This is a genomic window from Bradyrhizobium sp. BLXBL-01 (assembly GCF_051853025.1).
Classification (GTDB): domain Bacteria; phylum Pseudomonadota; class Alphaproteobacteria; order Rhizobiales; family Xanthobacteraceae; genus Bradyrhizobium.
Genome location: NZ_CP182471.1, coordinates 2,769,140 through 2,781,440, shown reverse-complemented (window position 1 = coordinate 2,781,440; position 12,301 = coordinate 2,769,140). Strand labels below are relative to the sequence as shown.

The 12,301-nt window shown below is 61.5% G+C and carries 12 protein-coding genes and 1 pseudogene; 3 read left to right on the top strand and 10 right to left on the bottom strand.

Features of this window, described 5'->3' with window-relative positions; all coding sequences use genetic code 11:
- Positions 1-100: 100 nt before the first annotated feature.
- The 6 genes and pseudogenes from ACNJYA_RS12610 to ACNJYA_RS12585 all read right to left on the bottom strand — a co-directional run.
- Positions 101-1,105, bottom strand: coding sequence for a phage tail protein (locus ACNJYA_RS12610; RefSeq protein WP_439403001.1), 1,005 nt, complete (start codon positions 1,103-1,105; stop codon positions 101-103).
- Between the two features lie 69 nt (positions 1,106-1,174).
- Positions 1,175-1,375 (bottom strand): hypothetical protein, encoded by a 201-nt coding sequence (locus ACNJYA_RS12605; RefSeq protein ID WP_439403000.1) that lies wholly within the window; start codon positions 1,373-1,375, stop codon positions 1,175-1,177.
- Entirely contained in the window at positions 1,362-1,850 is a 489-nt protein-coding gene (locus ACNJYA_RS12600; protein ID WP_439402999.1) for a hypothetical protein, read from the bottom strand. The genes ACNJYA_RS12605 and ACNJYA_RS12600 overlap by 14 nt, the downstream gene beginning before the upstream one ends.
- Positions 1,847-2,113 (bottom strand): hypothetical protein, encoded by a 267-nt coding sequence (locus ACNJYA_RS12595; RefSeq protein WP_439402998.1) that lies wholly within the window; start codon positions 2,111-2,113, stop codon positions 1,847-1,849. The genes ACNJYA_RS12600 and ACNJYA_RS12595 overlap by 4 nt, the downstream gene beginning before the upstream one ends.
- A 901-nt stretch (positions 2,114-3,014) precedes the next feature.
- Positions 3,015-3,473, bottom strand: coding sequence for a hypothetical protein (locus ACNJYA_RS12590; RefSeq protein ID WP_439402997.1), 459 nt, complete (start codon positions 3,471-3,473; stop codon positions 3,015-3,017).
- Between the two features lie 282 nt (positions 3,474-3,755).
- A pseudogene (locus tag ACNJYA_RS12585) lies at positions 3,756-4,070 on the bottom strand (phage terminase large subunit); the annotation flags it as partial.
- 517 nt (positions 4,071-4,587) lie between these two features.
- On the opposite strand from ACNJYA_RS12585, the gene ACNJYA_RS12580 reads away from it, so the two are divergent.
- Positions 4,588-5,514, top strand: coding sequence for a hypothetical protein (locus ACNJYA_RS12580; RefSeq protein WP_439402996.1), 927 nt, complete (start codon positions 4,588-4,590; stop codon positions 5,512-5,514).
- A 99-nt stretch (positions 5,515-5,613) separates the two neighbouring features.
- On the opposite strand, the gene ACNJYA_RS12575 is transcribed toward ACNJYA_RS12580, so the two are convergent.
- Positions 5,614-5,952 carry a hypothetical protein gene (locus ACNJYA_RS12575; RefSeq protein ID WP_439403436.1) on the bottom strand — a complete coding sequence of 113 codons (339 nt, stop codon included), beginning with the start codon at positions 5,950-5,952 and terminating at the stop codon, positions 5,614-5,616.
- A gap of 498 nt (positions 5,953-6,450) precedes the next feature.
- Between ACNJYA_RS12575 and ACNJYA_RS12570 the strand changes: the two genes are divergently transcribed.
- Together ACNJYA_RS12570 and ACNJYA_RS12565 are read left to right on the top strand one after the other, a co-directional pair.
- Entirely contained in the window at positions 6,451-6,807 is a 357-nt protein-coding gene (locus ACNJYA_RS12570; protein ID WP_439402995.1) for a hypothetical protein, read from the top strand.
- 190 nt (positions 6,808-6,997) lie between these two features.
- Positions 6,998-8,518 carry an FAD-dependent monooxygenase gene (locus ACNJYA_RS12565; protein ID WP_439402994.1) on the top strand — a complete coding sequence of 507 codons (1,521 nt, stop codon included), beginning with the start codon at positions 6,998-7,000 and terminating at the stop codon, positions 8,516-8,518.
- A 127-nt stretch (positions 8,519-8,645) separates the two neighbouring features.
- Here ACNJYA_RS12565 and ACNJYA_RS12560 read toward each other — a convergent pair whose 3' ends face one another.
- From ACNJYA_RS12560 to ACNJYA_RS12550, 3 genes are all read right to left on the bottom strand, one after another.
- Positions 8,646-10,259 (bottom strand): AHH domain-containing protein, encoded by a 1,614-nt coding sequence (locus ACNJYA_RS12560; RefSeq protein ID WP_439402993.1) that lies wholly within the window; start codon positions 10,257-10,259, stop codon positions 8,646-8,648.
- A 324-nt stretch (positions 10,260-10,583) separates the two neighbouring features.
- Positions 10,584-11,219, bottom strand: a complete 636-nt coding sequence (locus tag ACNJYA_RS12555; protein WP_439402992.1) for an imm11 family protein — start codon at positions 11,217-11,219, stop codon at positions 10,584-10,586.
- Positions 11,203-12,225: a DUF4261 domain-containing protein gene (locus ACNJYA_RS12550; RefSeq protein WP_439402991.1), complete on the bottom strand. Its 1,023-nt coding sequence runs from the start codon at positions 12,223-12,225 to the stop codon at positions 11,203-11,205. The genes ACNJYA_RS12555 and ACNJYA_RS12550 overlap by 17 nt, the downstream gene beginning before the upstream one ends.
- Between the last annotated feature and the right edge of the window lie 76 nt (positions 12,226-12,301).

The following is a 12,301-nucleotide window of genomic DNA, read 5'->3' as shown; positions in this document are numbered from 1 at the left end:
CTCATGGTCGCCGCAATTTCCGCGACCATGTTGATATGGCAACATCCTACGCCACCCGCCCCCTGTAGCGGCCCAGTCGCAACCCTTTTCGGGAATTGCGCTAGATAATCCGAAGTAGCTTGTTCGCTATGATGGTAGGCTGAAGTAGCGCAAACGGCGTGCTCGTGCCGCCTTGCGGGGTGCCGGTGAACGTTGGGCCCGCGCCAGTAGACGTTAGGGTGATAGTTTGCCCGTAAGTATTACCGCCACCGCCAGCTTGCGTTGCGAACCCGCCAACGTTGACGTCCGACCTGGTCGAATTGACCGTGACCGTGCCGTTGGTGCCTGCGGGCGTGTACGGTGGTAGGTTTGCCGTTGCCAAGGTCTTTGTCTCAGCTCCGCCCGTTCCGCCCAAAATTGTCGCGCCCCCAGAGGTGATACCCGTATTGCTCAAGCGGCTGGCTGCGCTTCCACCCATATCATCCTTGCCAGCGACAACACGGCCTCGCACATCCGGGATGTTGAACGTGGTGGACCCATCTCCGGTCCCATAGGTAGTCCCGAGCAGAGAGAACAGTATCGCGTAAGTCGTGCGCGAAATCGCCTGTCCATAGGGTAGCACGAACGAGCTGTTGGGCGCCGTAGATCCCCAGAAATCGATGCTCGCACCGATCGGAATCAGGTACGGATTGCCGAAAAAATTGTGGAGGTAGAAAATGCCGTTCGCAGCATTGTAAAGCACAACATAGGGAGAGCCTTGGATTAACGTCCCTGCCGGAAGCTCTACGCCTGGGCTGAGCTGGATCGATTTTGCGCCCAAGCCGTCCACATTCAGCGTGACGTTGGGAGAGCCCGCACCATTCGTGGCATGCGGCGTGAACGCGATGACTTGGCCGTTCAACTGCGAGAGCGACTGAAACACCTGATAGGTATTCACCGCATAGGCCGTGCTGGACCCTATCGTCACGATCGCCCCACCGACGTCGTCGCGGTACTTGGCGATCGCCGCCATCATGGCGCGAGCCGAGTCGTTGACACTGGACGGGGATTGTCCCTCCGCCCAGTTGATCGTCGAATCCGCTGTGGCGTCGGCGGACGCCGTTTGAGACCATTTGTAGAGAGTCATCCTGTATCCTTTGTGGAGCGGCGGCGCCATGGGCCGCGATCGCCTGGTTCGGTGAAGTCGTGACTGCCGTCAGTCCGGCGAATTCGTCTCGGCGCTGCAGAGCTCGATGTACTGGGCACAGCGGCAGGACGGCGCGCGGGCCGTCAGGAGATTGCGGATCACGCCTGCGGGAACGCCGGGGCTCTCGCTTGCGATGCGGGCCACGCGCGCATCGATGATTCCGTCGATTTCCGCGCGCAGCTCCTCAATGCGATCTTCAATCCTGGTCACGCGTTGCAGCTTCGTTGCCATTGGTCTTTCCGTCCTTCGCTTCAGCCTCGCATGCCGCCAGCTTTTGGCGGGCGGAGGCAGCATCATTCTGTGCGCGCCGGAGCGCGCGTTCGCGCCGGGTTTCGTGCGCGGCGAGATGAACCTGGATGTCGTAAGGTAGTACGGCGAACCGTTGCTTGAACGGTCCAGGCCAGGACCGCGGCGGCGGGATGGCCGCAATCGCACTCATCGCGCTCGCGGCCGGGCCTCCGAGCGTGGGATCCGCCAGGCCGAGCGCGACGTGCATCCGCGATATGTCTTGCACTGCGGGCCAGAGCCGGCTCATCCCTAGCGACGCACAATCGGTCACGAAGCGCGCGACCGACGCGGGCGTCGCCGGGCAGGCCGACACACGGTTCAGCTCGCACCATCTGACGAAGATCGGGGCGTCGCGGAGCCGCGCCTGCGCTAGCGCCGTCAACAGCGGATGGATCATCGCTTCGCTTTGCGCAATGCCTCATGGAGGCTGCCCATGCGCCGGCGCAGATCGACGAGCTGAACGCGCTTTCGCAGGCTGTGAGGACTCGAATCGATCTCGCCCTGCAATTCAGCGTCGAACCGCTCGAGCGCGGCCACGCGCTTCTTCAGTCCATAGAGTGCGAAGTTCTCCGCGATGCGATCCGGTGACATCGGCTCACCATAGAGATTTCCGGTGATGGATTCGGCGCGTTCGATAAAGTCTCGCTGGTTGTAGCTCATGGTCTCGCTGCTCTCGCGAATAGGATTGAACGGCCGATCAGTACGGCGAGAAGAAGATCGGCGGCGGGGGCCGATGCTCCGGTCTTTCGCCCGCCCGCGATGATGGCGTGGGCTGCGCCTCACTCCCCGCCCGGACCCCCGTAGCAGCAGACGCGTTGGCCTCGTCCATTGGATATCCAAGCGGCGAGTACGGGTTGATTTCGCGTCGGATCTGGTGATCCGGCCAAGACCAGATGAACTTGCCCTTCTCGTTTGGAAAGGGAAGGATTCCCGCCCCATACCCCTCCCTCACGACATATAGATCGTCGCCTCTCTGGACGATCGAGCGGAAGACATTGCCCGGATGGAGGACGTGATCAGGCATTGTGGTGTTTACGATCGTCAATCGGTCGTCGTCCACGTGCTGTCGAATTGGGCCCAAACCACGGACATCCATGACCGCTCCATCAGCGCTGATCTGCTCACCTTGAGAGGGTGTCGCGTGCCTTTTGAGTGCTTCAAAAGCCGACTGGGGTGTGTTGCCCTGTCTCGTACTTCCGACCCACTGCTCCCGCTGGTAGTGATGTGGCCCGCTTGGCACGGAGATCTGTCGGCCACCCGAAAAGGGAATCTTATGTTGTGTTGGCGATTGCATCGTGGGATCCACGCGAATACTCCGGTTGCTTGCAATGACAATTGGCGCGCGACCTCCTCAGGACATGCGCGCTACGATAATCGAGGGCTGGAGGCCGGCGGCGCAGGTCGGTCGTGACGACCCGAAGGCTGACAATTTGCGCGAATGCGGTGCTCGCCCTCACGCCGATTGCAGCGGCGCCACGAAGCCAGTGGCATTGGCGCGCGTAAACTCCTGCGCCAAGGTGGAACGCCCAACCCTCGGGACTAAAAGGGAGCTGACAGCAGCTTAAGCGCCTGGCAGAGTTTGCTTGGCGCGCCTCCCCTGCTTGAACCGCTTGATCAGGCGGCCTCCGACGGCAACCGCGAACAGCGCAAAGAGATTGGTCGCCGCCAAGACAAGAGCCACAAGGACGGGGCCGTCCGCGGTTCGCGGGATGTCGTTCGGACCGGGCCACATCAAAACCACGAGGACGCCTACGAACAACATGTTGGCGAGCGCCACGCTGGCCGCGAACCTCAACATTGGCGACAACCGAATTCCCAACAGCTCCGGCGCCACGACAAGCGTCGCCCCCACGAAGAGACAGACAAAATGCAACAGCGATAGAGAAATGGCCGCCATGACGAGCGAATCGAGCGATATGAGCCCGTAGGTCACGACAAGGCCCACGGCCGTCACCAACAGGAACTTGATGAGAACATCGAGGAGAATGATCGATAACCACTGAACCGTCGAGAAATTCATTCTATCTCCTCCCCGAGGACCTTCGAACGCGTCGCGAACGCAGTCAACGACAACGAAGTGCCGATGCGGTCTCGCTCATTCGCCACGCGTTCGCCTCGCTTGATAAAGCGCCACCGCGTCCTTGAGATCGCCCGTGCTCGAAAGCCGCGCGCTCAACGTCCTCAAGTCATGCTGGTTGCGTTCACCGCGGCTTGTAGCCATACCCGGCCGCTGCACCGGCGGAAGCGCCTTCGTCGAAGCAGCGTCCCTCGCCTTCATCATCAACCGGTATTTTCCGGCATCATCCTGAAGCCCGCGGAAGATGATCAGCCCGTCCCCGGGCGTCTCGATCTTGTCGCTGAACAACTTGAAGCCATGGCCGAGCCCGAGGCTTGCGATCTTACCTTCGATCAAGCGCTTCGACGATTGCGCCAGCGTGCGCTGCGCCTCGCGGATGCAGACCGCGAGCGTGCCGCGCTCGGCCTGGCAGGTCTCGACCAGGAGCTCGCCGAAGAAGTGCGATTTGCCCGAGCCGCGTCCACCATAGACACCCTTGTAGCGCGCAGGCTTCAGCAGCGGCTCGAAGATCTTGGCGGTCGGAATTTTCAGGATGGACACTCGATGCGCTCGCTCGCCCTAGGGCAGGCCGGTGCGCCTGCGCCACATCGCGGACCAGTCTTCGTTGTCGAAGGTGTCGGATTGGCCTTGTTGGGTTCTGGTCAAGTCGGGAGAGGCGTCGTGCTCCGAGAAAGGCGGCCAAAGTCCAAGGAGCCTCCTGAAATGGTCTTCGATAGCGGATGGACGGGGAGAATTGACGCCGCTGTAGGGCCCTGATGGGGTGAAGTGCCACGGTCCCGTATCGCATTATATGGACTTGTTGTGTGGGGCTCGAAACCCGCAATTGGGGGTAACATTCGCCGCAAGGCATCATGCCAAGACATTCCACTCTCCAATGTTTCGAAGCATAGTCTTAAGACCGAAGCGCGATACCCCCGCACGATCGAGCCCTCTTGCTCAACTTGTGGCTGTTCCACTATTCTGAACGCAAAGCTGCAACATGTCGGCGAACGGCTCGACATCCCAAGCGCAGGAGCAATTCGTGGGTCCTGATGAGATGAGACGTGGCGCGTCGTTCGTGGCGATCATCGTTCTTCTGACGTCGGCAACCGATCTGTCGGCTGTTGCTCAAGAAGCATCTCCGACGACCGCCGACAAATGGCGCCCGAAGTCCGGCGTCTATGCGGAGCTCGGCAAGAATTTCCAGTCGTCTTGCGATGAAAGCGGCAATCTTACCATCGATCTTGGCGAGAAATCGGTCAGCGGTTACGAATGGGGCTGCAAAGTCAAAAAAGTCATCGATCTCGCGCCAGGCTCGCTGAAGGTTGGAATGGTCTGTGACGACTACAATCTGGCGCAGAACCTCAACCCTCGCGATCCCAATTGGGAGAACAGGCAATTCAACGAAGTCATGTTCGTCAAGCGGATCGACGATGCGACAATCTCCGTTCAGAAGAGCTTGAATGGAAAGCTCAAGGATCCACCCTGGCGTGCGGCCTACTGCCCTCTGGCGACACAGCGCGCGCTCGCCGAGGCCACACTGAGAGCCAAGGTGGAAGCAAAACAGAAGGCCGACCAGGAGCGAGCCCTCAAGGAAGCCCATCCGCGGGACGGCGTCTACGCAGCGGCAGGCGCCGATTTCGAGGAGCGCTGCGCGAAGTTCAACGACACCATCGTTGCGTTCGCCGGCAAATCGATTACGACGGCCTCCAACATCTGCAAGATCGAAAACACACGAATTCAGCTGCCCGACACCGTTAGACTCGGAGCGACGTGCACGAGGCACCCTGCTTCGGGCTCGGAGGCTTTCAGCCTGCAAGACAAGGCCACCACCCCGGATCGCGAGAATCTGTTGTTCAAGAAGACCGACGACAAGAGCGTCATCCTCTGGATCATCTACAACGGGCACTTCACCGGCGACGGCCGAAAGCTGTCCTATTGCAGCGACCAAGTGCAGCGCGCCTATGCCGTGCAGCGCCGGGCTGGCAAGCAGACCAGGAATTAGTCGAAGGCATCAAACGCAAAGCCCGCGCCGGATTGCATCCGCGCGGGCAACACCAACTTCTGTCGATGATGCCATTCTGCCAGTGTTTTGCCCGACGGGTCAACCGTCAATCGAGGCGCGATTGCAGATCGGGATCTCCGTCATCTCGAGCGTCGGGACGGCATCACCGCCACTCGAACTCGGCGGATGCACGATGATGCGTTCGATCCGATGGATCAATTCCAGCATGCCGTCTTCGCCGCTCTCCACCGGCTGGGCAACCTTGCCCCAGCCGCGATCGAGGATCGCATTGGCGGCCGAGACGCGGGCGGCCGGAGATGCGTCCTCGCTGCGCATGATGCCGACGAGTACCCTGATGGCCGTTCTGGTGTGGCTGCGCGCAAGCGAGCGGATCTCGGTCAGCGTGCGCGCCCTCGACGTCTTCCCGCGCGTGGGCAAGCGGACGGGTACACGCTCAAGCTCGCATTCGATCTCTTCGCTCACGAGAACGTCTCCCACAGCACGATGGCAACGAGGCCCCCGAGGGCCAGCGATATCAGATAGGCGGTCATCGTCTCTCCTCGAAAACAATATGCGCGGCAGATCGCGCGATGAGGCGCGATCGTTTCGGGCGCGAACCCTATCTCCGGTCCCGGAGACCGCAGCGGCGCGGGGCTAACCGCGCCCGGCGCCGCGGGCCGGCACGTTCGCGCGTGCACGGCCAGCAATGGTTCGGACGACGGCGCGCCGATCGGCGCTCCCTAACGCGTTATCCAAGCGAGTGCGTGGCCGTAATGCGCCGCCGCCGTCCGATCTCGAAACCGAGACGAAAAAACCCGCGGCGGATGTCGTCCCGCGCGGGTGAACCAAACTCGTTTCGATGATGTCATTCTGCCGGTGTTTTGCCCGACGTGTCAAACCCTGTGTTGCGCGCGATTGTCGTCGCGCGAAGCGAAAATGAAAATGCCCGCTGCAGATTGCTTCCCGCGCGGGCCAACTCAAACTCGTTTCGATGATGCCATTCTGCCAGTGTTTTGCCCGACGTGTCAAACGAACGAATTCGCGCAAGCCGCGTTGGACAATCAGGAGCGACCGGCCATGACCACCAAGACGAACTCACTCGGCACATCGCCAAGCAAGACGGCGCAAAATCGTCCGCCCTCAAAGCCGCGCATCGATAAGGAGCACGCCACGCAGCAAGCGATCGTCGAAGACGCCGACGAGAAGGCGGACGACGATCGCGATCTCGCACATGGCGAGGGCGGCACCATGGATCTCCCCACCAAACCCGGCGATATGTCGAAGGACGATTGAGCCGCCTGACCAGCGGCGCATCTCGATGATGCCATTTACGAAGGTGTTTTGCCCGACGCGTCAATCGACAGCGCGCAAAACGGAAAGCCCCTCCTCCCAGCTCAATATGTGGTGCGCAAGGGGCTTGCTTCAAGCCCCCGATGATCGCGTAAGACCCCTCGACCCGAACAACCAGTCGAGGGGTCACGACATGCCTTTCCTGCTTCCGACGTCCCGGTCGCGCAACCGAACCAGCGCGGAACGCGCAGCCGCCGGCCATGCGGTCATCATCGCCGGCGCCGGCCCGACCGGCCTGATGCTGGCCGCCGAGCTCGCGCTGGCGCAAATCGACGTCGCCATCGTCGAGCAGCGCGCGAGCCAGGACATCGTCGAGACGCGCGCCGGCGGACTGCACGCGCGCAGCATCGAGATCCTCGATCAGCGCGGCATCGCGGGTCGCTTCCTGCGCAAAGGGCAGATCACCCAGCTCGCCGGCTTCGCCTGGACCAGGCTCGACATCGGCGATCTCCCCACCCGCCATCCCTACGGGCTCACGCTGCGGCAGAACCACATCGAGCGCCTCCTGGCCGAATGGGTGGCCGAGCTCGCGGTGCCGATCTATCGCAGCCGCGAGGTGACGGGCTTTGCGGAAGACGAGACCGGCCTCGACGTCACGCTGTCCGGCGGCGAGCGCCTGCGCGCGCTTTATCTCGTCGGCTGCGACGGCGGCCGCAGCCTGGTGCGCAAGCGCGCCGGCATCGACTTCCCCGGCTCAAAACCTTCGCTCAGCAACCTCATGGCCGAGGTCGAGATGCGCGAAGAGCCCCAATTCGGCCTGCGCCACGACGCGTTCGGCTTTCACGGCCTCAGCAAGACCGAGAGCGGGCGCGTGCTGGTCGTGCTGACGGAGGCAAATCTCGCGCACGATGGCGAGCCCTCTTTAAGCGATCTCAGCGCGGCGCTCGAATCCGTCTACGGCACCGATTTCGGCGTCAACAATCCCGCCTGGATCTCCCGCTTCACCGATGCGGCGCGGCAGGCCGCATCCTATCGCAGGGGTCGCGTGCTGCTCGCCGGCGATGCCGCGCACATTCATCATTCCGTCGGCGGCCAGGGCCTCAACCTCGGTGTGCAGGACGCGGTCAATCTCGGCTGGAAGCTGGCGCAGGTGGTGGATCGCATCTCGCCCGAAAGCCTGCTCGACACCTATCACAGCGAGCGCCATCCCGTGGCCGCGCGCGTGCTGAAGCACACCATGGCGCAGATCGCCCTGCTCCGCCGCGGCGACGACGGCCGCAAGGCCGCGCGCGAGGTGATTTCCGAGCTGCTCGCCATGGACGAGCCGCGCCAGCGCCTTGGCGCGATGATGAGCGGGCTCGACATTCGCTATGACATTGGCGAAGGCCACGCGCTGCTTGGACGGCGCATGCCCGATCTCGACATCAGCGTCGACGGCCAGAAAATCGCGCTGTTCACGCTGCTGCACGGCGCGCGCGGCGTGCTGCTCAATTTCGGCAAGCCGGGCGGCCTGGACATCACGCCCTGGGGGAAACGGCTCGCAATCGTCGATGCCGACTACGACGGCGCCTGGCAGCTTCCGGCGATCGGAGCGGTCACCGCGCCGGGCGCCGTGCTGGTGCGGCCCGATGGCCATGTGGCCTGGGTGGGAGATGAGTGCCAACGCGGACTTACGGAGGCGCTGACGCGGTGGTTCGGGGCCGGTGGTGCGTAACGCACGAACGTTCCTTTACCGCCAAAACAAACAAGCCCGCGGTAGACCCGCGGGCTTGTTCCGAATTCTTGGATGGTGCCATTCTGCCAGTGTTTTGCCCGACGTGTCAAACGACGCTCCACAAACGTCATTCCGGCGGAAGCAAAGGCCGTATCCAGCGCGAGAACCATTCCTCACCGTCATTGCGCGGATTGACGGAGCCGTCTACTCCAAAGATGGGTGGAGGAATAAGGTAGCTCGGCTCGTCCGCAAACACGCCGATCGGCTTGCTCGGTTGCGGCTGCTGGCCGCCAGCGGTCGGGGCGGTCCAATAGCCAAACCGCCCGTCGAACTCAGTAGACGGCAGATACGGGACTGGCGCAGTGCCCGTCGTGAACACGTTGCCCGCATTCGTCTCATTGACACGGGCGAGACGCCGGACATCTTCGGGCGCGACTGATGCTGCGGCAGATGTGGGCGCGACTGGGGGATCTTTCGCGGGCATGGTGCCAGCCGGGGCAGCGACCCACTCCCCGAAGCGATCTGCAAGAGTGCCAGCGGGCGCCTCGGGATCTAACGAGGAAGCTCCGCTCAGCTGCGGCCTGAAGGTTGATGCCAAAACGCCCCTGGTGCTGGCCGCGTTGTCAACGCTCAGTCCATTGTTCGATGTGGTGTGCGCAGGCGCTCCTGTCGAGAACACTCCTCCGCGAGGAGTAGAAGCCCCCATCGTCGCGCCGGAACCTTCCTGCGCATTGGCAGCGCGCGTAACCGCCAAAATGCCTCCGATGCCGAGCAGCCAGGGGAGGAGAGAGGGAGCCGCCAAGCCGACGGCGGCCCCTCCGGCCATCCAAGGAAGTGCATTGCGCACCACAGGTGTGCCGCCCGCTAATGGATTGTCGTAATATGGATTCGCCATTCCGGAGTGCGGGTCGGATAGGAGCACCAGCGGGTCCGATGGCGCGGCCGTTGTCGGAGGCAACTCACCGAGCCGTTGTTCCTCGGGACTTAGCGATGGAAAGGCTGGCAGCACGCTCCTGAAGCGTGGATCGCTCGGCGTGAATCCCTCGTTCTCGTTTAGGTCGGGACGATCGGGTGGAGATAAGCCTCGCAGGCGAGTGTCGATCAGAGAGGGGACGAGCCCCGGCGCATCCGGGATAGGGTCGACGCCCGTGAAATGCAGCGAGATGGTGCCTTTGCCAGAGCGTCTTAATATTTCGTTCCTCTCTGCCATGCTGAGACCACTCGTCGGCGACAAAAGCGGAAAAGCCAAGGCCGCATCTCGCTGACCGGCATCGCGCAACTGGTCGACGGTTTCCTGCATCTGCCGGATTTGCTCTGCTTGGTCCGCCGCGTATGTCCCGCGGTTTTGGAACCATTCACGGTTCTTACCATTTCCTTCCTCGGTCGTTAGTCCCTCTGGAGTATTGGGGAGCAGATGACCGTTTGCTACCGCGTACTTGGCAGCGGCTACAAGCGCGTTCACTTCGGAAGCTATCTCGTCCAGCGCGCGCTCATCGCCCGCATCAGCAAGGTCGAACTTTGGAGACACCTTGAGATTTTCAAGACGCTCAAAAAAACCGTCGTGGTACGTTCCGAGATGTCCCCCCGTATGCGGGCTCGAACCAAGCTCCGTCGCCAGAGGCTGTCTGGACGGCAACGTCACCAGATTTCGAACTCCATCGATGTTAAATCGTTTTCCCAAGAGCCGGATGACCGGATGATCTGCAAATTTCTTCGGCAAAACGTGATGATCTTGAAACATGCGACGGTTACTTTCTGGCGCAGGCCGGCATTCGAGCTGCTGGTGATCGCAGCCGGCTGGTCTGATCTGAAATGCTTTGGTGGTTGCCAGCAGCGAGGGCCGGCCTCTTCGTGCGCGCTAGATACTGATGCGGTCACCGGGCCGGCATCGCGGTCGGTGCAGGGCGCCTACAAGGCCATCAGGGTAATGGTGGCAGCATTCGCATACTGCGAGGGCAACCGGGGCATCCGCCCCGGGTGTCGTGCAAATGTCTTCTGCAAAAGAGCGATTCAGACGAGCCAAGAATGGGCCAGTCAGATCTCTACCTATCTCAAGGTGCGGAAACTAGGGATCAAGCCCTTCGTAGTTGCCGTAGGCATATCCGAAGCTTAGGCCTCGCACACCGGCAGCCTTACAGGCGCCCTTCATTACCTGATCACAAAGAATCCACTGCTCCAAAAAGCGTGGCCGGAAGATATGAGCCGAACCGATAGCCTCTTCTCGGAAGACATAGCGGGAAATTGCCGTGCCATTGTAGCGCCGGTAATCTGTCCCATCGTCCAGGACTTCGACGATCGATTTTTCTTCGTCAATGACGTCGAGTCGGCGCACGACATCGCAAAGCCAATAAACCGGCGCATCTCCCTTCAGCGACCGCGTTTCGCACTTCAGAAACGCGACCCCCTCTCGATCCACGGCTTCGAGAACGCTTTTCATTCGATCGGATACGAGCCAAAAATCGTGAAACATTTCCCAATCGACCGGCGGCCTCCCAAGCGATTTGTCAATCAGCAGCCTTGGCGTTTCGGATAGCGAAGGAAAGCCTCGCTTGCCTCTCGGCGGCCGGAGCACGCGGCCGATGCCCAAGGCGGCAAAATTCTCCAATTCCCACCCGGGGGGCTTGCTAATCCTGGAATTCAGTTTGATGCGATAGAGCCTTGGCGCCTTTCTCTTTCGACTTCCATCAGAGGGCGTAGCCATAGACGATCTCTCCGTTCGCATCGCTCATCATTTCGACGTCCATTCTGCCTGCAGAATTTCGTCTTCGTTCCTCGTGACGATGGGCGCTCAACAATAAAGCCCGCGGAATCCCGCGGGCTCGATCCTTAAATCTTTCGATGATGCCATTCTGCCGGTGTTTTGCCCGACGTGTCAATTGATGGGCTGGGGGGCGCACCAAGGGGGCTGCATTTCTGAAAGTTTCATCGAAAAGAGTCTGCGACCTCATCCGAACATGAAAACACGGGCACCCTACTGAAGACTTGGGAATTCCGATACTGAACCGCGATCCGCTCGGTTGTGCTTGCACGATCGTGTCGCCGTCCTTCACCACGTTTCCATGCTCGATCAGATACACGGAAAGTCCTGCCACCTTGTCGATCAGTTCGGACAGCGTCAGCTTGGCGGTCTCGAACTCGATCTCGCGACCTGCGAAGGTGGACAAGCCGACAGTGATCGCGCCGATCTTCCGATCCGACTGGAAGGGAAGAATGTCGACCCACAGTGTAAAGGGATAGCTGGGAAACGGTGCAAAGGAGCGGCTCGACTCTTCCAACCAAAGGCCGGACGGTCGCGCCACCCGGCCATCCCAAACCACGCCGCAACATTCCGGCATAGCGGCGATCAACGCGCCGACCACCGCGGTGGTGATGCGCGCGGCGACGAGAGGCTTCTCGTTCTTTGCCAGCGCCGAGACGACCAGGTGACCGCGATGCCGGGCGGCCACCGCCTTGCCCTCCGGCCATATCGTGGCAGCGCGCGCCCACAGACCGGCATCGTCCGGTATCGGGGTCGGCATCGGCATGACGGCAACAAGCTGGTTGCCGCAGCGAAGGAGCGGCGAGCCTGCTTTGACCTGTCGCTCGCCTGGATAGTTCGGCTCCGTCATCAAATCAGGATGTCGCGCGCGAAGGATCTTGGCGACGAGCGACATGTCGGGCGTGACCGGTCGGTCCAGCAAGACAAAACTAATAAACGAGTTACTCATGAACTGCCCCGCCGCACGCTTCCGGCAAGACGCACGTCTCGCCCAAAGGTTGAGCCAGTAAATAGAACAAACAGGG